At 63.1% G+C, this 20,367-nt stretch carries 18 protein-coding genes; 8 read left to right on the top strand and 10 right to left on the bottom strand.

Annotated features, from left to right (window positions below; translation table 11 throughout):
• The 7 genes from Q8K09_RS21185 to Q8K09_RS21155 all read left to right on the top strand — a co-directional run.
• On the top strand, positions 1-672 hold a 672-nt coding region (locus tag Q8K09_RS21185), incomplete at its 5' end, for an extracellular solute-binding protein (protein ID WP_305256986.1).
• Positions 673-806: 134 nt separating this feature from the next.
• The gene (locus Q8K09_RS21180; RefSeq protein ID WP_305256985.1) at positions 807-2,423 is read left to right on the top strand and encodes an iron ABC transporter permease; all 1,617 of its coding nucleotides are present in this window, start codon (positions 807-809) and stop codon (positions 2,421-2,423) included.
• A 233-nt stretch (positions 2,424-2,656) separates the two neighbouring features.
• Entirely contained in the window at positions 2,657-3,754 is a 1,098-nt protein-coding gene (gene gcvT, locus Q8K09_RS21175; protein WP_305256983.1) for a glycine cleavage system aminomethyltransferase GcvT, read from the top strand.
• A gap of 180 nt (positions 3,755-3,934) precedes the next feature.
• Positions 3,935-4,318: a glycine cleavage system protein GcvH gene (gene gcvH / locus Q8K09_RS21170; protein WP_305256982.1), complete on the top strand. Its 384-nt coding sequence runs from the start codon at positions 3,935-3,937 to the stop codon at positions 4,316-4,318.
• A 186-nt stretch (positions 4,319-4,504) separates the two neighbouring features.
• Positions 4,505-5,317, top strand: coding sequence for a bifunctional DNA-formamidopyrimidine glycosylase/DNA-(apurinic or apyrimidinic site) lyase (gene mutM / locus Q8K09_RS21165; RefSeq protein ID WP_305256981.1), 813 nt, complete (start codon positions 4,505-4,507; stop codon positions 5,315-5,317).
• 147 nt (positions 5,318-5,464) lie between these two features.
• Positions 5,465-5,806, top strand: a complete 342-nt coding sequence (locus Q8K09_RS21160; protein ID WP_305256980.1) for a multidrug transporter — start codon at positions 5,465-5,467, stop codon at positions 5,804-5,806.
• A gap of 11 nt (positions 5,807-5,817) precedes the next feature.
• Positions 5,818-7,671 carry a Na/Pi cotransporter family protein gene (locus Q8K09_RS21155; protein ID WP_305256979.1) on the top strand — a complete coding sequence of 618 codons (1,854 nt, stop codon included), beginning with the start codon at positions 5,818-5,820 and terminating at the stop codon, positions 7,669-7,671.
• 142 nt (positions 7,672-7,813) lie between these two features.
• Here the strand turns inward: Q8K09_RS21155 and ggt are convergent, their stop codons facing one another.
• The 6 genes from ggt to Q8K09_RS21125 form a co-directional block, all read right to left on the bottom strand.
• Positions 7,814-9,505 carry a gamma-glutamyltransferase gene (gene ggt, locus Q8K09_RS21150; RefSeq protein ID WP_305256978.1) on the bottom strand — a complete coding sequence of 564 codons (1,692 nt, stop codon included), beginning with the start codon at positions 9,503-9,505 and terminating at the stop codon, positions 7,814-7,816.
• A 168-nt stretch (positions 9,506-9,673) separates the two neighbouring features.
• Positions 9,674-9,925, bottom strand: coding sequence for a YfhL family 4Fe-4S dicluster ferredoxin (locus Q8K09_RS21145; RefSeq protein ID WP_305256977.1), 252 nt, complete (start codon positions 9,923-9,925; stop codon positions 9,674-9,676).
• A 133-nt stretch (positions 9,926-10,058) separates the two neighbouring features.
• Positions 10,059-10,538, bottom strand: a complete 480-nt coding sequence (gene coaD, locus Q8K09_RS21140) for a pantetheine-phosphate adenylyltransferase (protein ID WP_305256976.1) — start codon at positions 10,536-10,538, stop codon at positions 10,059-10,061.
• A 111-nt stretch (positions 10,539-10,649) separates the two neighbouring features.
• Positions 10,650-12,245: a GMC family oxidoreductase gene (locus Q8K09_RS21135; RefSeq protein ID WP_305256975.1), complete on the bottom strand. Its 1,596-nt coding sequence runs from the start codon at positions 12,243-12,245 to the stop codon at positions 10,650-10,652.
• 124 nt (positions 12,246-12,369) lie between these two features.
• Positions 12,370-12,915 (bottom strand): twin-arginine translocation pathway signal protein, encoded by a 546-nt coding sequence (locus Q8K09_RS21130; RefSeq protein ID WP_305256974.1) that lies wholly within the window; start codon positions 12,913-12,915, stop codon positions 12,370-12,372.
• 39 nt (positions 12,916-12,954) lie between these two features.
• On the bottom strand, positions 12,955-14,397 hold the full coding sequence (locus tag Q8K09_RS21125; protein WP_305256973.1) for a coniferyl aldehyde dehydrogenase: 1,443 nt from the start codon (positions 14,395-14,397) through the stop codon (positions 12,955-12,957).
• A gap of 237 nt (positions 14,398-14,634) precedes the next feature.
• On the opposite strand from Q8K09_RS21125, the gene Q8K09_RS21120 reads away from it, so the two are divergent.
• Positions 14,635-15,294: a TetR/AcrR family transcriptional regulator gene (locus Q8K09_RS21120; RefSeq protein WP_305256972.1), complete on the top strand. Its 660-nt coding sequence runs from the start codon at positions 14,635-14,637 to the stop codon at positions 15,292-15,294.
• 135 nt (positions 15,295-15,429) lie between these two features.
• On the opposite strand, the gene Q8K09_RS21115 is transcribed toward Q8K09_RS21120, so the two are convergent.
• From Q8K09_RS21115 to Q8K09_RS21100, 4 genes are all read right to left on the bottom strand, one after another.
• The gene (locus Q8K09_RS21115; protein ID WP_305256971.1) at positions 15,430-16,419 is read right to left on the bottom strand and encodes a hydrolase; all 990 of its coding nucleotides are present in this window, start codon (positions 16,417-16,419) and stop codon (positions 15,430-15,432) included.
• A gap of 157 nt (positions 16,420-16,576) precedes the next feature.
• Positions 16,577-17,179, bottom strand: a complete 603-nt coding sequence (gene rsmD, locus Q8K09_RS21110) for a 16S rRNA (guanine(966)-N(2))-methyltransferase RsmD (protein WP_305256970.1) — start codon at positions 17,177-17,179, stop codon at positions 16,577-16,579.
• Positions 17,179-18,660, bottom strand: coding sequence for a pitrilysin family protein (locus Q8K09_RS21105; RefSeq protein ID WP_305256969.1), 1,482 nt, complete (start codon positions 18,658-18,660; stop codon positions 17,179-17,181). The genes rsmD and Q8K09_RS21105 overlap by 1 nt, the downstream gene beginning before the upstream one ends.
• Positions 18,653-20,008, bottom strand: coding sequence for a pitrilysin family protein (locus Q8K09_RS21100; RefSeq protein WP_305256968.1), 1,356 nt, complete (start codon positions 20,006-20,008; stop codon positions 18,653-18,655). Before Q8K09_RS21100 ends, Q8K09_RS21105 begins: the two co-directional genes overlap by 8 nt.
• Between the last annotated feature and the right edge of the window lie 359 nt (positions 20,009-20,367).

Raw genomic sequence — 20,367 nt, 5'->3', positions numbered from 1 at the left:
TACCGCTCCAGCACCGACAGCTGGACTGGCCTGTCGCTGCGCGCACGGACCATTTTCTACTCCACCGAGCGCGTCAAGCCGGAAGAGTTGTCCACCTACGAAGCCCTGGCTGACAAGAACTGGGAAGGTCGCCTGTGCCTGCGCACCAGCAAGAAGGTCTATAACCAGTCGTTGACCGCCACCCTGATCGAGACCCACGGTGCCGAGAAGACCGAGGCGCTGGTCAAGGGCTGGATAGCCAACCTGGCGACCGACGTGTTCGCGGATGACACCTCGCTGATCCAGGCCATCGACGCTGGCCAATGCGATGTCGGCATCGTCAATACCTACTACTTCGGTCGCCTGCACAAGCAGCAGCCGGATCTGAAAGCCGCGCTGTTCTGGCCGAACCAAGCCGACCGTGGCGTGCACGTCAACTTGTCCGGTGCCGGTGTCACCGCGCACGCACCAAACGCCGAGGCCGCCCAGAAGCTGCTGGAGTGGATGACTACCGAGGAAGCGCAGAGCCTGTTCGCCGGTTTGAACCAGGAATTCCCAGCCAACCCGCAAATCGCGCCATCCGCTGAAGTGGCGACGTGGGGCAGCTTCAAAGCCGATAGCATCCCGTTGGAAGTGGCCGGCAAGCGTCAGGCCGAAGCCACCATGTTGATGGATCGCGCTGGCTGGAACTGATCCAGGTCAGTGTCCGGGCGCCAATGGCAGAATCGATTCGGTTTCCTGCTTTAGGCTGCAGTTATACTCGACGCCCCGGCTTAGCCCGGGGTGTTGTGTTTATGCCGTCGAGAAAATAGTTTCGAGGATCCTGCGTGGCCCATCCTGCCCAGCGTCGCTGGTACCCCATAGCGTTTGCCGTTGCCTTGCTGGTAGTGCTGCCGCTGAGCGTGCTGCTGCTCAGCGGGCATGAGGTGGAGCGGCAGGTCTGGGCGCACCTGTGGCAAACCCAGCTACCGCGCCTGATGGGCAATACCCTGATGCTGGTATTCGGGGTCGGGGTTGGGGTGACCGTGCTCGGCGTCAGTCTCGCCTGGTTGACCAGCCTCTGCGAGTTTCCCGGGCGGCGCTGGCTGGATTGGGCGCTGATGCTGCCGTTTGCCATTCCGGCCTATGTGCTGGCGTTTGTTTTCGTCGGGTTGCTGGATTTCGCCGGGCCGGTGCAAACCCTGCTGCGCGACTGGTTTGGCGCTGGCCTGCGCCTGCCGCGGGTGCGTTCTACGGGCGGGGTGATCATCGTCCTGGTGCTGGTGTTCTACCCCTACGTCTACCTGCTGGCGCGCAATGCCTTTCTGGCTCAGGGCAAGGGATTGATGGAGGCGGCGCGGGTGCTTGGGCAGAGTCCCTGGCAGGCGTTCTGGCGAGTGGCCCTGCCGATGGCAAGGCCGGCTATCGGTGCCGGCCTGGCGTTGGCGATCATGGAAACGTTGGCCGATTTTGGTGCGGTCTCGGTGTTCAATTTCGATACCTTCACCACGGCTATCTACAAGACCTGGTACGGCTTTTACAGCCTGACCAGTGCCACCCAGCTGGCCAGTCTGCTGTTGCTCGCGGTGATGCTGGTGCTGTATGGCGAGCGGCGTGCCCGTGGGGCAGTGCGGCCGGCCAACGAGCGCCCCCGGGTCAAGGCGCTCTATCACCTCAAGGGTGGCCAGGCACTGGCTGCCAGCGCCTGGTGCGGCCTGGTGTTCGCCTGTGGTTTCGTGATTCCTGTGCTGCAGTTGCTGGTGTGGTTCTGGCAGCGCGGCCGTTTCGATCTGGACGAACGCTACACCGCCTTGATTCTGCACACCGTCTACCTTGGCGGCATGGCGGCGCTGATCACCGTCAGTGTGGCCCTGCTGTTGGCCTTCGCCCGTCGCCAGGCCCCGACGCGGTTGATGCGCGGGGCCGTCAGTCTGGCCAATCTCGGCTATGCGCTACCCGGTTCGATGCTGGCAGTGACCATTATGCTGGCCTTCAGTTTCCTCGACCGCGAATTGGTGATTCCGCTGTCCACTTGGTCCGGCGGTGCCGGCAAGCCGATTCTGCTCGGCAGCCTGTCGGCGTTGTTGTTGGCGTATCTGATTCGTTTCATGGCGGTGGCCTACGGGCCGCTGGAGAACAGTCTGGCGCGCATTCGCCCGTCGTTGCCGGAGGCCTCGCGTAGCCTGGGGGTTGGCGGCATCGGCCTGTTCTTCCGGGTCTACCTGCCACTGTTGGTGCCTGGGGCGTTGTCGGCTGCACTGCTGGTGTTTGTCGATGTACTCAAGGAAATGCCGGCGACCCTGCTGATGCGTCCCTTCGGCTGGGACACCCTGTCGGTGCGGGTGTTCGAAATGACCAGTGAGGGCGAATGGGCGCGCGCCGCGCTGCCGGCCCTGACCCTGGTGCTGGTTGGTTTGCTGCCGGTGATCCTGCTGATCCGCCGTTCGGCGCGGCGGATCGGGTAGCCGTCGGCCGCTCATAAGTACAGCGTACAGTTTGCTCTTCGGCTGCGACCCGCGATGTGCTGCTTCGCGACTACGCCCTACGGCCAAGATGACCCGCCGCGGTCTTGCGGCTACAATGCGCGCCATTCGCTGCGGACCGTCATGTTGACAGCCCGTGCCAGCGCCCTGTTTCAAAGGGTGCGGCCGGGTTCAGCTCATGTCCGCAGCTCTGCCAAGCCCGGAAGGAGACACCCATGGGACAGCGCACCCCTCTCTATGACCTGCACCTCGCCTTAGGCGCCAAGATGGTCGACTTCGGTGGCTGGGACATGCCGCTGCATTATGGTTCGCAGGTCGAGGAGCACCATCAGGTCCGGCGCGACTGCGGGGTCTTCGACGTTTCCCACATGTGCGTGATCGATGTGGGTGGCAGCCAGGCCAAGGCTTATCTGCAGCACCTGCTGGCCAATGACGTGGAGCGCCTGCATGTCTCCGGCAAAGCCCTGTACAGCGCCATGCTCAATGAGCAGGGCGGGGTGATCGACGACCTGATCGTCTACCTCAGCGACTCCGCCGAGGGGCAGAGCGGCTATCGCCTGGTCGTCAATGCGGCTAACCGCGACAAGGATCTGGCCTGGATGCGTCAACAGGGCGGTGGCTTCGCCGTCGAACTGCATGAGCGCAGCGAGCTGGCCATGCTCGCGATTCAGGGTCCGCATGCCCGCGCCAAGACCTGTGAGCTGGTGACCCAGGCCCGCGCGGCCCTGATCCACGAACTCAAGCCGTTTCAGGGCCTGGCGGAAGGCGACTGGTTTATCGCCCGCACCGGTTATACCGGCGAGGATGGTCTGGAAATCGTATTGCCGGCTGATCAGGCCGTGGCATTCTTCAATGACCTGGTGGGTGCCGGCATCTCGCCGATCGGCTTGGGCGCGCGCGATACCTTGCGCCTGGAAGCTGGGATGAACCTGTACGGCCAGGACATGGACGAAAGCGTCACGCCGCTGGTGGCCAACATGGCCTGGAGCATCGCCTGGGCACCGGCCAGCCGCCAGTTTGTCGGGCGCAATGTGCTGGAAGCGCTGAAGAGCACCGGCATTCAGTCAAAGTTGGTCGGTCTGGTGCTTGAGGAACGCGGCGTGTTGCGTGCCCACCAGGTGGTGCGGGTTGGTGGCGTGGGCGAGGGCGAGATTACCAGCGGTAGTTTCTCTCCGACCCTCGGCAAGTCGATCGCCCTGGCGCGCGTGCCGACAGCCACTGGCGAGCGCGCCGAGGTAGAAATCCGTGGCAAATGGTATCCGGTCAGGGTGGTCAAGCCGATGTTTGTCCGCCATGGTAAAGCCCTGATCTGAATGCGGCGGCAGGTTACGCGGCGGTTGCAGCGTCAAACCGGTCTCCCAGATGGACGTGGGGTGCGCCTTCACCTGCTTGTTGGGGTGCGCTATGTTGCAAATGACTTTCTTTCGCTTGGCCCAGTCCTGCTAAATTCTCCCGACGGCGCGGTCGCCGTCATGTCCTATGAGGAACGACACATGAGCACTATCCCTGCCGATCTGCGTTACGCCACCAGCCACGAATGGGCCCGCCTGGAAGCCGATGGCACGGTCACTGTCGGTATTTCCGATCACGCTCAGGAAGCCTTGGGTGACGTAGTCTTCATCGAACTACCGGAAGTCGGCAAGAGCCTGACGGCCGGTCAGGAGGCTGGGGTAGTTGAGTCGGTCAAGGCGGCATCCGACATCTACACGCCGGTAGGTGGCGAAGTGATCGCGATCAACCAGGATCTGGCCGATAGCCCCGAGAGCGTCAACAGCGACCCCTATGGCAGCTGGTTTTTCAAGCTCAAGCCAAGTGATGCCAGCGAGCTGGACAAGCTGCTCGATGCAGCCGCTTACAAGGTAACCGCCGACGTCTGACCGCCGGCCCTGCAGCGCGCAGGGTATAGCGTTCAGCTCAAGCAGATGCAGCCTCGCAATGTCGAGGCCTGGTAGTTTCAGGCCTGTTGAGACGGCCCGTGCTCAGGCGTATCGCGAGCGCCTGGAAAGGGGTGATTTACTGCTAAGGTAGTCGCCCGCATCCCTTGTCTATCCGATTGATTGCCTATGCCCGAACTACCCGAAGTCGAAACCACCCGCCGCGGTATCGCGCCCTTTCTTGAGGGGCAGCGGGTTACCCAGGTAATTGTGCGTGAGCGGCGTCTGCGCTGGCCGATTCCTGAAGACCTGGATGTGCGCCTGTCCGGCCAGCGCATCGAGTGCGTCGAGCGCCGTGCCAAGTACCTGCTGATCAAGGCCGAGACCGGCAGCCTGATCAGTCACCTGGGCATGTCCGGCAGCCTGCGTCTGGTCGAGTGCGGCCTGCCAGCGGCCAAGCACGAGCATGTGGATATCGAGTTGGAGTCCGGTCTGGCCCTGCGTTACACCGACCCACGGCGTTTCGGTGCGTTGCTCTGGAGTACTGACCCCCTGCACCACGTGCTGCTCAGCAAGCTTGGTCCGGAACCCTTGACTGAATCGTTCGATGGCGAGCGGCTTTACCAGCAGTCGCGTCGCCGCTCGATGGCGGTCAAGCCCTTCATCATGGACAACGCGGTGGTGGTCGGGGTCGGCAATATCTATGCGAGCGAGGCGTTGTTCGCTGCCGGTATCGATCCGCGCCGCGAGGCCAGCTCGATTTCCCGGGCGCGCTACATGACCCTGGCCGAGCAGATCAAACGTATCCTTGCTCATGCCATCGAGCGCGGCGGTACCACCCTGCGTGACTTCGTCGGCGGCGATGGCCAGCCGGGTTATTTTCAGCAGGAGTTGTTCGTCTACGGGCGTGGCGGCGAATTTTGCAAAAACTGCGGCACTACCCTGCGTGAAATCAAACTGGGACAACGTGCCAGCGTCTACTGCCCGCGTTGTCAGCGCTGACGGTTGTCTGAACAGGCTGGCGCTCTCGGGCACTGGCCTGAAAATTCCATAACGCATTTCATGGCGATTGACGGGCGTCACGCTGACAATTTCCAGAGCGCTGTTATAGTTACCGGTACTGCCTCCGAATAGCTGAAGGATCGCCCGATGAAACTGTTTCGCTCAACCGCTGTTGCCTTGGTGCTGACTACTGGCTTGTTGGCGCTGCCGGCACAGGCGGAGGTGGTTCAACAGAATGCCAGCGGTGACCCGCTGTACAGCGTCAAGGCACCTGACGCCTTCTCGATGGTGGCGGATCTGCTGATTGCTCGTCCCTTGCTGATTGCGGCCACCGTGATCGGTGCCGGGGTATTTGTCGTCGCGCTGCCGTTCGCCGCTACCGGTGGTGGCATCGGTGAAGCCGGCCGGGCCCTGGTGGTCGAGCCAGGCAAGGCGGCCTTCGTGCGCTGCCTGGGGTGCACGGGCGACGGCTATAACAAGCGCCAGTGAACGCACATTGAATGCCTGACGCTGACCGCAGTCTGCTGCAGCGATTAAGGTCGTTCAGCTGGATCTTCCTGTTTGTCCTGCTGGCCCTGAGCTTCTGGTTCAGTGCGGGCTGGCTTGGCTTGTGCTCAGGCTTGGCGCTGTTCCTGTTTGGCATGCAATGCCTGGAGGAAGGGCTGCGCCAACTGGCTGGCGGAAAACTGGAACGTCTGCTGGCGTTGAGTACCGCGACGCCCTTCAAAAGCCTGATGTTCGGCGTGAGCGCCACCATGCTGGTGCAGTCCAGTTCGTTGGTGTCGCTGCTGACTATTGCCTTCATCAGTACCGGCCTGATCCAGTTGGCGGCGGGGATCGCCATTTTATTCGGTGCCAACCTGGGCACTACCAGCGGTATCTGGCTGCTCGCCCTGGCAGGGCAAAATGTCAGTCTTGGCCCTCTGGCGTTGCCCCTGCTGGTGTTTGGCGTACTCGGCAGCTTCACCGGTCCGCGAGGGTCTGCCGTCGGCCGTGTAGTGCTGGGGGTGGCGTTCCTGTTCCTCGGCATTGACCAGATGAAAACCGGGTTTTCCAGCGTGGCAGGTGACTTTGACCCGCTGCACTACCAGTTACCCGGTATTGCCGGTCATTTGCTGTTTACCGGCGTGGGCATGTTGATCACGGTATTGCTGCAGTCCAGCCATGCCACCTTGATGCTCACCTTGACCGCCCTGGCCGGCGGCCAATTGGCGTTAGAGCAGGGCTTGGCAATCGCCATCGGCTCCAATTTAGGCAGCACGGTAACGGCGGTGATCGGTGCCCTGGGTGGCTCCCGCGCGGGGCAACGGTTGGCCCTGGCGCATGTGCTATTCAATCTGACTACCGGCGCCCTGGCGCTTGCCCTGCTGGTGCCATTGGCCATTTTGGTGCAGTGGCTGACGGAGCCTATGGGCCTGGGTGGCAACCTGCTGATTCAGCTGGCGTTGTTCCATACACTGTTCAATGCCATGGGCGTGAGCCTGTTCTGGCCGTGGCAGGGTTGGTTGGCGGGTCTGCTGGAGCGCTGGTTGCCCGATCGCGAAGAGCCCCGGGTGCTGATTGCCGAGGTGGCCGCGCCTGCGACCGAACAGACGCGCGCCCGTTACCTGGATGACAGCGCCCTTGCTGGTGCCGACAGTGCGGCCCAGGCAGTGGTGCTGGAGTTGCAGCACTTGGCGCGTCTTAGCCTGGAGGTGATTTGCCATGCGCTCTACGTGCCGGTAGATCAGCTCGAACGCAGCCGTCTGGACGACCGCCTGCTGAGCGCGCGGCCCGACTCGCGGGCACTGGATGCCGAGCAGCTCTATCAGCGGCACATCAAGGGGGTATACAGCGACCTACTGAGCTTTATGAGCCGCCTTGAGGTCAGCCTCGATGAGGCGCATCAGCACTTCTGGGTCAGTTGCCAGCTGGCGGCGCTGCAGCTGGTAGATGCGGTCAAAGATGGCAAGCATCTGCAGAAGAACCTCGGTCGTTTCCTGCGCCAGGACGACAGCAGCGCCCGCCAGACGTATGTCGAGCTGCGCCGACACCTGCTTGGCGTGCTCCACGAAGTGCGTGAGCTGGGCCGCGTTGAACTCCCCGATACGCTATGGAGCGAGCGCTTGCGCCAGTTCGACGAGGCGGCTGCAGCCTTCGACAGTGCTTTCCGCCAGCGCCTGTTCGCCGCCGTGCGCGAGCGCCGGCTGGATGGCCAGCAAGCCAGCTCGCTGATGAATGATCTGGGCTATGTCAGCCGAATCACCCAGAGCCTGCGCAACGTGCTGCTGCTCGGTCAGGGCGAGGGTAATGAGCTGTTCCGGCCGCTGCGCCAACTGGTAGCCGAGGATGGCCCGCTGATCCAGCTGGATTGAGTGGGCGGTTTTATCGGCAGGCCATACTGGCGCCGTCGGGTTACGCGGCGCCCAGAAGCGGCGACTGTGGTTGAGAGGTATGCGCCGCTAACCCGACCTACGGGTTGTGGTGTGGGCGCGCCGCTAACCTCTGCGGCCCGGCTTACGGGCTGCGCTGCAGTTGACTCGGTGCAAGCACTGCGCTGGTGCCTACGCCGCGTGGGTCGCTGGCGGCCTCGACCCGGTTGTCTGACTTGTTCCAGAGCAGCACCTGCTGGTTGCCGTAACTGCGTTCCAGTGCCTTGAGTTGATGGCCCCGGGCTTGCAGTGCGGCGATTTGCGTCGGGCTGAAGGTGTTCGGTTCGTGTTCGATCAGGTCCGGGCGGTATTGATGGTGATAGCGGGCGACGCTCGGCCAGCGGGCAATCGGCTGGTCGTCGAGGTACTCGAGCATCGCCAGCAGCACCATGCTCGGGATGCGGCTGCCGCCGGGGGTGCCAAAACTGGCGAATTGCTCGGTGCTTTCGATAAAACTCGGGCTCATGCTCGACAGCGGGCGTTTGCCTGCAGCGATGGCATTGGCCTGGCTGCCGGACAGGCCGTAGGCGTTGGCACCCTGGACATCGGCGGCGAAATCGTCCATTTCGTCGTTGAGCAGCACGCCGGTGCCGGGCACGGTGAAGGCGGCGCCGAACGGCAGGTTGATCGACAGGGTCGCGGCCACCGCATTGCCGTCGGTATCGAGCACCGAGAAGTGCGTTGTGTGGTCACCCTCGTGCCAGCCTCCGGCGGGCGGCAAGCTGTCGCTTGGCGTGGCTTTGTCGAATTCGATACTGCCAGCCAATTGCGTCATGTAGGCGGGTGCGAGTAATTGCTTGAGTGGGTTGGCGACAAAGTCCGGGTCGCCGAGCAGGCCGCGGTCGCGGTAGGCGCGACGCAGCGTTTCAACGACCAGGTGGGTGCGCTGCACCTGGTCGGCCTGGCGCCAGGGCAGTTGCTGCAAGATCAGCAGGCTCTGCGCCAACGCCAGGCCACCCGCCGAAGGCGGCGGTGCGCTGATCAGTTCACGACCGTCAGCCAGCGGTACCCGCAAGGGTTGGCGCTCGACGATCCGGTACTCGGCCAGATCGCGCAAGGTCCAGATGCCACCGGCGGCGCGCACGCCACTGACCAGTGTTTCGGCGAGCTCTCCGGCATAGAAGCCGGCATGGCCATCACGGGCCAGGCGTTCCAGGGTTGTGGCCAGTTCGGGCTGGCGTAACAGGTCGAACTCTGCGGGGATTTCGCCTGCTTCGTCGAGGAAAATCCGCGCGCTTTCCGGGTCGTCGCGCAGGGCGGCCAAGCGCCAGGTCGCCCGCTCGCGGTAGACCCGGTCGATGCCAACGCCGTCGCGGGCCAGGCGAATCGCCGGCGCCAGCGAGTCGCGTAGCGGTAGCTGGCCGAAGCGCTCAGCCAGCAGCACCAGCGCAGCGGGCAAGCCGGGAATGGCGGCGGCCAGTGGTCCGTTGAGCGATAACTGTTTCTGGATCTCGCCGTCGCGCCGGTAGAGGTCGACATGGGCGGCCAGTGGGGCCCGCTCGCGGGCGTCGAGAAAGCGGTAGGTGGGCTGTTCCCCTGCCTCGCGCAGCAGGAAGAAACCGCCACCGCCCAGGCCTGAACTGTAAGGCTCAGCCACCGCCAGTGCTGCGCTGATGGCGATCGCCGCATCGAAGGCATTGCCGCCGATGGCCAGGGTTTCCTGGCCTGCAACGGTGGCGGCAGGGTGGGCGCTGGCGATGGCGGCCTGGTTGGGGGCTGCTTGGGCCAGCAGGCTGCAGATCAGCAGCAGGGTGGTGAGGACAGTTCTCTGCAACATGGTGGCAATCTTACCGTGCGTCGGGGAGACCGAAGCTTAGCAGCGATTGACCGGCTGGTCCGGCTAAGGCCTTCAGTCAGGTGCATGGCCTAGCGGACTGTTCGCGGCACTCCTGAGACGGCCCCGACGAACAGGTCGCGCAGCAGGGGAGCGTTTTTTACCGTCTCTTCAAGCCTTGCCGGTGATGATCAGGTACTTTTCCATCAGCTCGTCTTTGCTCTCGACGTGAGTCTCGTCGAGCGGGATGCAATCCACGGGACAGACTTGCTGGCACTGCGGTTCGTCATAATGGCCGACGCATTCGGTGCACAGATTAGGGTCGATCACATAGATCTCCTCACCCTGGGAGATCGCGCCGTTCGGGCACTCGGGCTCGCAGACGTCGCAGTTGATGCAGTCGTCGGTGATGATCAGTGACATGAAATAAGTGCTCCTGTCGCAGCCAGTGGCTACGCCATTCTCAAACAACAATAGGCAGGTAACGATTAACGAATTGTGCCGGATTGTTGGAGCGGGCGCCATGTGCGGGCGCCCGGCCACGTGGAATGTCGGCTCAGCGCTTGAAGCGCTCATGCAGGGCGTCGGCCACGGCAGGATGGACGAATTTACAGATATCACCGCCAAGCGCAGCGATCTCGCGCACCAGCGTCGAGGAGATATAGGAATATTTTTCCGAGGGGGTGAGAAACAGGCTTTCTACGTCCGGCGCCAGTTGACGGTTCATGTTGGCCAGTTGGAACTCGTACTCGAAGTCTGAGACTGCGCGCAGGCCCCGCAGAAATACATTAGCGCCTTGCTCCTGAGCGAAGTGCGCAAGCAAGGTAGAGAAGCCGACAACCTCGACATTAGGCAGGTGCTTGGTCACTTCGCGTGCCAGTGCGACCCGTTGTTCGAGGGGGAACAGCGGATTTTTCTTCGGGCTGGCGGCCACCGCGATGATCACGCTGTCGAACAGCCGCGCGGCGCGCTCGACCAGGTCGCCATGGCCCTTGGTGATGGGGTCGAAGGTGCCCGGGTATAACACTCGATTCATCGTGACGTCCTGGCGGGTCCGTTGGGGAAGCGGATGGTAGCGCAGCGATGAACTGCGGCCAAGTCAGGCGTGCAGCTCACGAAACTGGCCTGGCCGCTGAATACCCTGCCATCAGACACGTTTCAAGCGCTCGACCAGTTGGCTCGACAGTTTGGCGGTCAGGCCGTAGATCGACAGTTGGGGGTTGGCGCCGATGCTGGTGGGGAACAATGAGCCGTCGTGAATCGACAGGTTGCTCAGGTGGTGGTGCCGGCCGAGGCTGTCGGTGACCGCCTGGCGCGAATCCTCGCCCATGGCGCAACCGCCCATCACATGGGCACTGCCCAGGCGGGTGCGATACAGCTCCAGGCTGAGGTTGTCGATCAGGCTTTTCGCCTCGGCGAGAGTCTTCACGTAGTCGGCGTCGGCATGCAGCGGCAGCACGGCCTTGGCGCCGGCGGCGAACTGGACTTCGGCCATGCTGTGGAAGGCGCGGCGCACGCCGTCCCAGGTGTAGTCGGTCATCTGGTAGTCGAGTACCGGGCTGCCGTCACCGCGCAACTCGACGCGGCCTTCGGCGCTGTCCGGGTGGAAACCGTCGCGCAGCAGGGCGAGCATGACGTTGGTGTTGGGCAGTTGTTCCATGCGCATGGCGTTGTCGATGCCGAAGCGGCCGAGCATGGTCGAGGTCAGGGCAGGTTGCAGCGGTGGCACTTCGAGTTTGTAAGACAGTCGCCCGGCGGTGCCGTCATCCCACTGGAAGTGGTCGGAGTAAACCGACTGCGGCGCGCCGTAGAAGGGGTTGATCACCTGTTCGAAGAGCGCGGCGGAGAAGTTCACCAGGTGCAAATAGGTGCGTTTGCCGGTGCGCTTATGCGGGTCGGGGGCGTTTGAGCGCAGCAAAATCCCCGGTGTGTTGATGCCGCCGCCAGCCAGCACATAATGCTTGGCCTTGACCCGGATGGTGCGGCCGGTGGGCGCGACGCTGCGCTCGTCCATGCCTAGGCACTCGATGCCGGTGACCTTGTCGCCTTCGATCAGCAGGCGCTCAGCGCGGGCGAGATAGAGAAGTTCGCCACCTTTATCCAGCGTGGCGGGAATGGTCGTGACCAGCATCGATTGCTTGGCGTTGGTCGGGCAGCCCATGCCGCAGTAACCGAGGTTCCAGCAGCCGCGCACGTTGCGCGGAATCGTCTGCCACTCGTAGCCGAGTTTTTCGCAGCCCTGGCTGATCACGGCGTTGTTGGCGTTGGGTGGTACGGCCCAGGGTGCGACGCCCAGGCGCTGTTCCATGCGCTCGAACCAGGGCGCCATGTCCGCCGGGCTATGGCCTTTTACGCCATGTTCGCGGGCCCAGTGTTCCAGGGTTGGGTCGGGCGTGCGAAAGCTGGAGGTCCAGTTGATCAGGGTGGTGCCGCCGACCGCACGGCCTTGCATGATGGTAATGGCGCCGTCCTTGCTCATGCGCCCGATGCCTTCCTGATAGAGCTCGGCGTAGGCCTTGTCCTCAAGCATCTTGAAGTCGTCGCTGGTCTTCAGCGGGCCTTCTTCGATCAGCAGCACCTTGAAGCCGGCGGCGCTGAGGATTTCTGCCGTGGTGCCGCCGCCTGCGCCGCTGCCGACGATGGCGACGTCGGCTTCCAGGGTCAGGTCGGCGTCCAGGCGCGAGCCGTTATAGGTTTTCCAACCGCTGGCCAGGCCTTGTTTGAACAAATCGGGTACGGGCATTTCAGGCTCTCTTGTTGTAATGCACGCAGCGAGCGAGGCTGGGCGGGCTATGTGGGGTGCGACATGCGCATCGAGGCGCCTCTGGTTTGCGGTGCGCACGGCGCACCCTACGGTTAGGCGTCCGTTAGACCATCGGCGGGCCGGGGTAGCCGCAGTGGGCCCAAGACTCCGGCCGGCTGTACCAAGCCATCATCACCAGTTGCAGCAGGGACGAATGACCCATTCTGAGCAGGCCGATAGAGCTGTTCTGCCAGCGCTGCAGAAACGCCTGCATGTCCGCCGGCGAGGCGTTTTCCCAGCTGCCCCAGATGCCGGTCAGTGGCCCACGGGTGATCGGCAGCGCCAGCACGTCAAACAGTTGCACGGTCAGCTTGAGGATTTCCGGCGAGACGTGATTGAGGCTGTAATCGAGATTTTCCAGGGTAGCGTTGACCGCTGCCGGCATCTGTTCAGCGGACACCGCGCCGTGCAGCAGCAGCGGAATCAGCGCCTGAAAAAACGCCAGATCGGTTTCGCGCAGCACGGCAAAGCCGGCTTTTGGCGTGCTCGCCGAACAGCCGCTGAGGGTCGCGGTCAGCCCGGCGGTGCCGAGGAAGGCCGAACCCAGCAGGCCGACCTTGAGCAGGCCACGGCGTGATAGCTGGGGCGAATCAAGCGTGGTGTTATGCATTGTTGTTATCACCAAAGCGGGTTTGTGTAGGAGCCAGGCCTAACGCACGAACAGCTTGTACACCAGCTTCTGCAGCGCCTTGCCGTAAGGTGGGTAGATCATCTTGGCGGCGTTGAAACGCTGCTTGATAAATACGCCCTTGGCCTTGCTGAAGGTCAAAAAGCCTTCATGGCCATGGTAGTGGCCCATGCCGGAGGGGCCGACGCCACCGAACGGCATATCGTCCTGAGCCACGTGCAGTAATGTGTCATTGATGCACACACCGCCTGAGTGGGTTTCATGCAGCACGCGCTGCTGTTCATTCTTGTCGTAGCCGAAGTAGTACAGCGCCAGCGGCCGGTCGCGCTCATTGATAAAGGCGAAGGCGTCTTCCAGCTTGTCGTAGGCGATGATCGGCAGCAGCGGGCCGAAGATCTCCTCCTGCATGATTTTCATGTCGTCCGTCACGTTCAGCAGCACCGCCTGCGGCATGCGTCGGCCCTGGGCTTCGGGGTACAGCGCGATGATGGTTGCGCCCTTGCTCTCGGCGTCCTGCAGGTAGCCATTGAGTCGCTGCTGCTGGCGCTCGTTGATGATCGCGGTGTAATCCGGGTTGTCCTTGAGTTGCGGGTAGAAGCTCTGCACCGCATTGCGGTAGGCCTCAACAAAACCGTCGACGCGGTCTTTGGGCACCAGCACGTAATCCGGTGCCACGCAGGTCTGCCCGGCATTCATGGTCTTGCCGAAGGCGATGCGCTCGGCGGCATCGCTCAGTGGCACATCGGCCGAAACGATGGCCGGCGACTTGCCGCCCAGTTCCAGGGTTACAGGCGTCAGGTTCTCGGCGGCGGCGCGCATCACATGCTTGCCGATGCTGGTGGCGCCGGTGAACAGCAGGTGGTCGAACGGCAGTTTGGAGAAGGCCATGCCGACGTCCGCCTCGCCCAGCACCACGCTCACCAAGTCCTCCGGGAATACCTTGGCCAGCAAATCCTTGATCAGTTGCGAGGTGGCTGGGGTCGATTCGCTCATCTTGATCATCACCCGGTTGCCGGCCGCCAGTGCGCCGACCAGCGGGCCGATGGCCAGAAACAGCGGGTAGTTCCACGGCACGATCACTCCGACTACCCCCAGCGGCTGGTAGATCACCTTGGCCGCAGCCGGCATGAACTGCATGCCGACGCTGCGCCGCGAGGGTTTCATCCACTTTTTGATGCGCTTGGTCGCGTAGTGGATACCGTGCAGGCTGGGCATCAGCTCGGCGAGCAGGGTTTCGTCGGCGCTGCGGTTGCTGAAATCCTCGGAAATCGCCTTGATCAGCGCCTCGCGCTCATTGCTCAGTATGTCGCGCAGGGCATTCAGCCACTGCAGGCGTTGTTCGGCCGAAGGCATGGGGTTGCCACGAAATGCCTGGCGCTGCAGGTCCATGGTGGTTTCCAGCTGGCTGATCTGGTCCTGGTGCTGTTGCAGGCTCTGTTCCAGATAGGCGATGTCAGCGGCCATGGTTATTTCCTCGACGTTCCAGTGTGCAGTCCCGTTTACTCGAGCAGCGCGAGTGGGGAAAGATGATGTTCTGGATTTTTAGAGCAATTACTCTAATCTGTCAAATGGTAGGCTGTCGCCACGCGCACGCGTGGCCCGGTAAACAGTGGATGGATCAGGCATGAAGCGCTCACAGGTAACACTCCGCGTCCTTCTGCGTGTACCTTTGCCGGGCTTTTCGCGTCGAGACCAAACCTTATGCAAGCCCCTCTGAAAACCCGCGAACGTATCATTCAGGCCAGCCTCGAGCTGTTCAATGCCCAGGGTGAGCGCAGCGTCAGCACCAACCACATCGCCGCGCACCTGGAGATTTCGCCGGGTAACCTGTACTACCACTTCCGCAACAAGCAGGCGATCATCGCCGAGCTATTCGGCCAATATGAAGGCCGCGTCGACAGCTTTCTGCGTCTGCCGCCAGCCCGGGCCCTGACCATAGACGACAAGACCTTCTACCTGGAGGCCTTGCTCGCGGCCATGTGGCATTACCGCTTCCTGCACCGCGATCTGGAGCACCTGCTCGACAGCGATGCCGCGCTGGCCGAGCATTATCGGCTGTTCGCCCAGCGTTGTCTGCAGGGTGCGCAAGGTATCTACCAGGGCTTCGTTGGCGCCGGCATCCTGCTGATGAATCCGCCGCAGATCGAGGCGCTGGCGCTGAATGCCTGGATCATCATGACCTCCTGGGTGCGCTTCCTCTGCACCACCAGTGGCAAGCCTGGTGACCTCAGCGAAGCGATGCTGCGCCGCGGCATCTATCAGGTGCTGGCGCTGGAGGACGGCTATATCGCCCCGCCGGTGCGCGAGTCGGTGGAGGCTTTGTATCGGAAATTCCATGTGCCGCTGGAGCAGGTGATCTGATTCGATAAGGCCGTAGGGTGGAAAACCGCGAAGCGTTTTCTACCGCTCGGTGCCTGGGTCGGGTCGGTGACGAACCACTACGCCCCCGCTTAATGGTGGACAAGCTGCGCGTTGTCCACCCTCCGGTTACGGGTGTTAGCCGGCGGCCTGCGTTGCCAGCCACTGCGCAATGCGCCGCTCCAGGTAATAGCCCGGTTTACCCAGGCTACCCTCGACAAAGCCGACATGGCCGCCGTGGGCGTGCAGTTCGAATTCGATGCTCGGTGACAGCTCATGCGCTTCGGGCAGGCTGTGGGGGAAAACGAAGGGGTCGTCGGCGGCCTGGATGATCAGGGTCGGGGTCTCGATGCGGGCCAGGAAGTAGCGACTCGATGAGTGGGTGTAGTAGTCCTGGGCGCCGCTGAAGCCGTGCAGTGGCGCGGTGATGCGGTCATCGAAGTCCCAGAAGGTGCGCATGCCGTCCAGTGTGCCGAGTTGATCCAAGGCAGACAGGCGGTCGGCCATGCCTTTGTGGGCGAACAGGCGCTGCTTGGTTTTTACGTAGGCCACCATCTGTTTCATGAAATGCGCCTGGTAGACCCGTGAAAACCCCAGGTCGAGGCGGTCCGCGCACTGATCCAGGCGAAACGGCACGGATACTGCCGCGGCGCCTTGTACCTGGCTGTCAGCGCCGGTTTCGCCGAGGTATTTGAGCAACACATTGCCACCCAGGGAATAACCGACGACATACAACGGCGCCAGCGGTCGCTGTGCGCGCAGATGGCGCACCGTTTCGGCCAGGTCGTCACTGGCGCCCGAGTGGTAACCGCGCGCCAGCAGGTTGGGTTCGCCGGAGCAGCCGCGCCAGTTCAGCGCCACGCTGGCCCAGCCCTGGGTGGCCAGCTTCTGTTGCAGGCCGAGTACATACAATGACTCGGATGAGCCGGTCAGGCCATGCAGCACCAACACCAGCGGTGCGTCCGCTTGATGCGGGCCGTGCCAGTCAATGTCGAGAAAGTCGCCATCGGCAAGCCACAGCCGTTTGCGCTGGCGCTCAAGTTTCGCCGGTTGGCGACACATGGGGTTCCACAGCGTTTGCAGGTGCGGGCCGGGCAGCCACCAGGCGGGGCGGAAGTCAGTGTTCATGCAGTTCCGTAGGTTGGATTAGCGAAGCGTAATCCGGCATGGAGCGCGCAGCGCCCCGCTCGGCGATCTTGGCCCGGTGATATTTCGGTGTTGTACGTGTCGCTGCCGAAGTGGGGTGATCCCGCTACACCCGGATTACGCCTGCGGCTAATCCAGGCTACAGGCTCTGACCCGTGCGCTGCCACAGCGCGTAATACACCTGGCCTGCCTTCTGTTCGCGGTGCAAGCGCCAGTTGCCGGGCAGGCCGAGAGTGGAGGGCGGGTTTTCGCTTTCGGTGTAGACCCAGGCATCCGCGGCCAGCCAGCCGTGTTGCTCGAGCAGGTTGCAGGCCGGCAGCAGTAAGTTTTGGCTGAACGGCGGGTCGAGAAACACCAGGTCGAAGGGCGTGGCGGCCGGGCTCTGCAAGTAGATTAGGGCATCGCTTTGCAGCAATTGGCCATTCTCGCAGTTCAGGGTCAGCAGGTGACCGCGCAGGCTGGCGACGGCGCCGGGGTTGAGGTCAAGCGCCAGGGCGCTGCCGGCCCCGCGCGACAGCGCTTCAAGGAACAATGCGCCGCTGCCGGCAAACAGGTCGAGCACCTTGGCGCCCTCGACATGGGGCGCCAGCCAGTTGAACAGGGTCTCGCGCACCCGGTTGGGCGTGGGTCGCAGGCCAGCGGCCATCGGGAAGTTGAACTGGCGCGAGCGCCATTGCCCACCGATGATCCGCAGTTGGCCATCGCCGCTATGGGCCGTGGCCGCTTTGTTTGGCTTGCGCATCAGTGCTCCGGTACGGCAGAAGGTTGTTCGAGGGGTTGGTCGCTGGGCGGTGGCAGCTCTTTCTGCTCCACCGTCGGTCCGGCGCTGACGATGATCAGGGCGTCCGGGTCGAGGTGCTTGGCCATGGCGGCCTTGACCTGCTCGACGCTGAGGGCCTGGACTTCACGCATGAAGTCTTCCAGGTGGCTCAGCGGCAGGTCGTAAAAGCCCATGGATCCGAGTTGGCCGACGATGGCGGCGTTGCTCGCGGTGGACAGCGGGAAGCTGCCAGCCAGCTCGCGCTTGGCGTTGTCCAGTTCTTCCTGGCTCGGACCGCTGGCCAGGTAGTCGCGCAGCATGTCCTTGATCAGTTGCAGGGTGCCAGCGCTGAGGTCGGCGCGGGTTTGCAGGTTGATCATGAACGGTCCGCGGGCCTGCATGGCGCTGAAACCGGAGTAGACGCCGTAGGTCAGGCCGCGTTTTTCGCGCACCTCGGTCATCAGTCGGGTGCCGAAACCGCCGCCGCCGAAGATCTGGTTACCCAGATAAAGAGCGGCGTAGTCCGGGTCGCGCCGATCGATGCCGAGTTGGGCGATCATCAGGTGGGTCTGGTTGGACGGGAACTCGATATGGCTGGCGCCGGCTTGCGGCGCGTCCGGCTGAGCAATGATGGGCAGGGCCGGGCCTTGCGGTAATGCGGCGGAGACCTCGGCCGTCAGGGCTTCGGCTTCGGCCCGCGAGAGGTCGCCGACCAGGGCAATCACCGCGTTGCCGGCGGCATAGGCCTTGGCATGGAAGGCCTGCAGCTGCTCGCGGTTGATCACCGGGACAGACTGCTCGTTGCCTTCGCTGGGGTGGGCGTAGGGGTGCTCGCCGTAGAGCCGCTCGAACACCTGCAAGCTGGCGAGCTTGCCGGGGTTCTGCTTCTGGTATTCGAAGCCGGCCAGCAGTTGGTTCTTGATCCGCGCCAGGGCATCTTCGGGGAAAGTCGGCTGGCCGATTACCTGGTTGAACAGCTGCAGTGCCGGCTCGCGTTTGTCCGCGGCGCTCAGGCTGCGCAGGCTGGTCACCGCCATGTCGCGGTAGGCGCCATTGCCGAACACTGCGCCGAGGTTTTCAAAACCGGCGGCGATGGCGCCGACGTCCTTGCCCGGTACGCCTTCGTTGAGCATGGCGTTGGTCAGCATGGCCACCCCTTGCACGCCGTCATCCTGACTGCTGCCCGCAGCGAAGGTCAGGCGCAGGTCGAGCATTGGCAACTCGCGCGCTTCGACAAACAACACCTTGGCGCCCTCTGCGGTTTGCCAGGTCTGGATGTCCAGGTTGCGCCGGCTCGGCGCCTGGCCATTGAGTTCGGCGAGGGACTCGATAGTCGTCGACACGACGGCTTCGGGCGGGCTGTCGGCTTGCTCGGGACGATTGATCACCAGGGCGAGAATCGCCAACAACGCCAGTACCGCCAGGCCGAGCAGGCCGTAGCGCAAACCATTGCGCTCACTCATCATGCGTCTCCTCGGGTAGGACATGGGCGACGCTCAGGCGGTCGCGGGTAAAGAAGGTTTGCGCGGCGCTCTGGATATCGGCCGGGGTAACTGCTTCCAGGTCGGCCAGCTCTTGATCCATCAATTTCCAGGACAGGCCAACGGTTTCCAGTTGGCCGATAGCCGTGGCCTGGCTGGTGATTGAGTCGCGCTCATAGACCAGGCCGGCGATGACCTGGGCGCGCACCCGGGCCAGTTCCTCGGCGGACGGCGGGTTCTGCTGCAGATCCTGCAGCTCGCGCCACAGGCCGGCTTCGGCTTGCGCCAGGGTCTTGCCGGTTTGCACGTTGGGTGTGGCAGACAGCACGAACAGGCTGTCGCCGCGCGGATGGGCGTCGTACCAGGCAGATGCCCCGGAGACCAATTCTTCGCCACGCTCCAGGCGCGTCGGCAGGCGGGCACTGTAGCCGCCATCAAGCAGGGTAGCGATCAGGCGCAAGGCATGCACCTGGCGCGGGCTCTCGGCAGTCGCCAGGCCGGGCACGTTGAAGCCCAGCATCAGGCTCGGTAATTGGGTTTTCAGGTACAGGGTGATCCGTCGCTCGCCGGGTGCGGCCAGCTCGCGGGGGATTTTCGCCGGGGGCACCGTGCGGCTGGGAATGTCGCCGAAATAGCGTTCGGCCAGCACCTTGACCTCGCTGGCGCTGACATCGCCGACCACCACCAGGGTGGCGTTGTTTGGTGCGTACCAGGCTTCATACCAGGCGCGTAGCTCCTCGACGGTCATGCGCTCGAGGTCGGCCATCCAGCCGATGGTCGGGGTGTGGTAACCGCTGGCGGGGTAGGCCATGGCCTTGAAGCGCTCGTAGGCCAGGCTCGAGGGTTTGTCGTCGGTGCGCAGGCGCCGCTCTTCCTTGATCACCTCGATCTCGCGGGCGAACTCCTCGGCGGGCAGCTTGAGACTGGCCAGGCGATCGGCTTCCAGTTCCAGGGCCACGCTCAGGCGATCACGCGCCAGCACCTGGTAATAGGCGGTGTAATCGTCGCTGGTGAAGGCGTTTTCCTCGGCGCCCAGCTCGCGCAGGATGCGTGAGGCTTCGCCAGGGCCGAGCTTGCGGCTGCCCTTGAACATCATGTGTTCGAGGGCGTGGGACAGGCCGGTCTGGCCGGGCGTCTCGTAGCTGGAGCCGACCTTGTACCAGAGCTGGGATACCACCACTGGCGCGCGGTGATCCTCGCGGACAATGACCTTGAGGCCATTGTCCAGGCTGAATTCATGGGTCGGTTGCGGTTCTGCGGCCAAGACCGCCAGCGGCATGCAGAGCGCGCCGAGGAATAAGGCGGCGGCGCGTTGGGCTGTCATCTTCATCAATTGTCGACCTGTCGGACGGACCCGCTTGGACTTAGCGTCGGCGGGCGCGGAGGTGCTAGGATACGCATCCGTGTGCGACACGTCATGGTCCGTGTCGTTGCTTGGTTGGCAGTTGAGCCATGGTGCAAAGCCCTTGCTACAAGGGACTTCACCGAATTTCAGCACTGAAGCATCTGGCTTTGTTCATGCTTTTTAAAGATCCGCTTGCGGGGATGCGAAATCTCCGTTTACGGGGAAGAAGCGTCTTAAATTCATCCTTCCGGGGATGAGTTTGATCAAAAAGCGGTTCAAAGAACGACTGGATATTCGTAAGGTTGTTACAAAGCATTTCGCGGTCGCCCTCATAAGTTCAGATC

Origin of the sequence: Pseudomonas sp., from assembly GCF_030683065.1 — a bacterium.
Lineage (GTDB): Bacteria > Pseudomonadota > Gammaproteobacteria > Pseudomonadales > Pseudomonadaceae > Aquipseudomonas.
The sequence above is the reverse complement of the archived record's forward strand: the minus strand, read 5'-3'. Positions and strand labels throughout refer to the sequence as shown.